At 66.9% G+C, this 2,154-nt stretch carries 2 protein-coding genes; both read right to left on the bottom strand.

The window, feature by feature from the left end; translation table 11 throughout:
* Positions 1–51 precede the first annotated feature (51 nt).
* On the bottom strand, positions 52–471 hold the full coding sequence (locus tag ABZX75_RS34255; RefSeq protein ID WP_355418133.1) for a hypothetical protein: 420 nt from the start codon (positions 469–471) through the stop codon (positions 52–54).
* A 9-nt stretch (positions 472–480) separates the two neighbouring features.
* Complete coding sequence (locus tag ABZX75_RS34250) at positions 481–1,989, bottom strand: ISL3 family transposase (RefSeq protein WP_355418136.1); 1,509 nt, start codon at positions 1,987–1,989, stop codon at positions 481–483.
* Positions 1,990–2,154 lie beyond the last annotated feature (165 nt).

Here is a 2,154-nt window from a genome sequence, read left to right as displayed (position 1 = left end):
TGATGCCGATCTCGGATTTTGGCTCTGACCGGAGTTCCGTGAAATCCCAGGTCAGGAAGTGTGCGACGTCGGCCACGGCTGGCCGTCAGGAGCCGTGGCTGGGCGGCCGGCGACTACGTAGTCGCGGTACTCGTCGCCTGCCATGGACTGGTTTACCCAGCGGTTGCGTACTGCTCCCGTTTGGGTCTCGGCAGCATCCAAGGCGGCGAGGGGATCGTTCGTGGTTGCCAGGAGGAGACCGAAGTCCTCTTCGTCGCTGTCGAACAGCGGTGGCAGCGAATCCAGGTCGCCGGTCAGGGGTTCGCAGTCGAGAGCGGCGTGCAGATAGACCTCGTAGGTCCCTCGTACTGGCTGTAGCTCGACCCAGTGGATCCCCAGCCGCTCGGGGCTTCCAGCCGGTCCGAGGAACTGCTCGACGGAACGGCCCCGCTCAAGCGCGCCAAGGATGAATGGTTCTGCCAGATAACGCACGCTGGAAGACTACGGCGTGATGAGGATTCGGGTCCGCAGGAGACCGAAGGAGGCCCGTCCGTACATTGCCCTCTTGAGCGTTTTGACTCTGTTGACGTGGCCTTCGACGATGCCTGAGCTCCAGTGGAGAGTGAGGCCGGCAGTGACGGCGTCGAGGTCCTGCCGGAGGAAGCCGGCGAAGCCGCTCACCGGCTTCGGGGCGTCCAACTCGGCCTGGCGGATCCACTCGGTCAGTAGGAATCCGCGTCGGTGTCGGAGAAGCTCGGTGAAAGCGCGGGCGAGGTCACAGGCTCGGGCGATGTCCGGGCAGGCGATCCGCACGTCGAGCAGGCGGCGTTCGAGTTCGGGTGGAAGGGCGTCTTGCGGTCGCATGATCCAGCTGGTGATCTTGCGAGGGCTGGGTACGTCCGCGCGAATGGGTTCGGCGTTGCCGGCGCGGAGGGCCGTGAGGTGTTTGCGGACGACCTGGCGGCTGCCGCGGTAGCCGCGTTCTTGGATTTCCAGGAAGAGGCGGCTGCCGCTGACCTGGCCGAGGCTTTCGGTGAAGCGGGTGTTCAGGTACGGCTTGAACGGTTCCAGGACTCCGGCTGGCTGGCGTTCGTTTGCCGAGGCCAGGAGCTGGTCGAGGTCGGTGTCTCGGAAGCGTCGGACGGTCTTGCGGTCGAGGTGGAGACGACGGGCGATGGCGCTGATCGTCCAGCCCGCGGCGACGAGCTTCTGGACGTCAGCGTGACGGTGCCGGGTCCGTTCCATGATCGGCGTCCGTGGTAGCTCGTGGAGCGGGAGCTGCATCAGCGGAGGCGCCTCCGGGATTCGGCTGGTCACCTCGTCGACGCGTTTGCGCAGGCAGGCGCGATGCTGGTGGCAGGTCTTCTCCACTCCGGCGGCAAGGTTTTGGAGCAGGTGCCAGCGGTCGGCGACTTCCACAGCGTCAGGCGCCGCTTCCTTGATCGCGCGGGTGTAGGCCGAGGCCCGGTCACGGCAGATGATCTCGGCGCCTGGATGCTCGCGCAGCCAGGCGGCGAAGGTCTCGGAGGTACGGTCGGGCAGAACATCCACGACTCGACCGGCCTCCACGTCGACGAGGATGGTTCCGTAGGTGCGGCCCCTGCGGAAGGCGAACTCGTCGACACCGAGCACGCGCGGGGCTCGCTCTGGCACCGGCGGAGGATCCAGCAGCTCCAGCAGTCGCGTGCGTCCGGCGGCGAGGTGCATGCGGCGGCACAGCCGTTCGCCGGCCCGCCCACCGAGCTCGACCGCGACCTGACGGAGCCAGGTCTTCAGCCCGAGACTGGAGCGGCGATACCGCTCGCTCAACCCGCCGACCTGTTCGACGAACGTTCGCCGCCGGCACGCGGCCCGGTCACAGAAGAACCTCCGGACCCGAAGCCTGACCAGCAACTTCCTCCCTGACAAGGGCCGCTCGGCAAGGCACCGTTCATAGCAGGAATGCACCCGCCGAGCCCTGGCATGGCACCCCGGGCATCTGGGCGGTGGACCGCAAGCGGCAGCTGCCACCACCAACACCTCGGCCGTGAACTCCACGGCCTCCAACCGCACATCGACGTTCGGGAACAGCACATCATCCAGCGAGCAAACCCCCACCAGCGAGACATGCCCTGCCGAAACGTTCCGCTACGCGGCCCCTGACCTGGGATTTCACGGAACTCCGGTCAGAGCCCG

It is taken from the genome of Streptomyces sp. NPDC003038 (assembly GCF_040611115.1).
GTDB lineage: Bacteria > Actinomycetota > Actinomycetes > Streptomycetales > Streptomycetaceae > Streptomyces.
The sequence above is the reverse complement of the archived record's forward strand: the minus strand, read 5'-3'. Positions and strand labels throughout refer to the sequence as shown.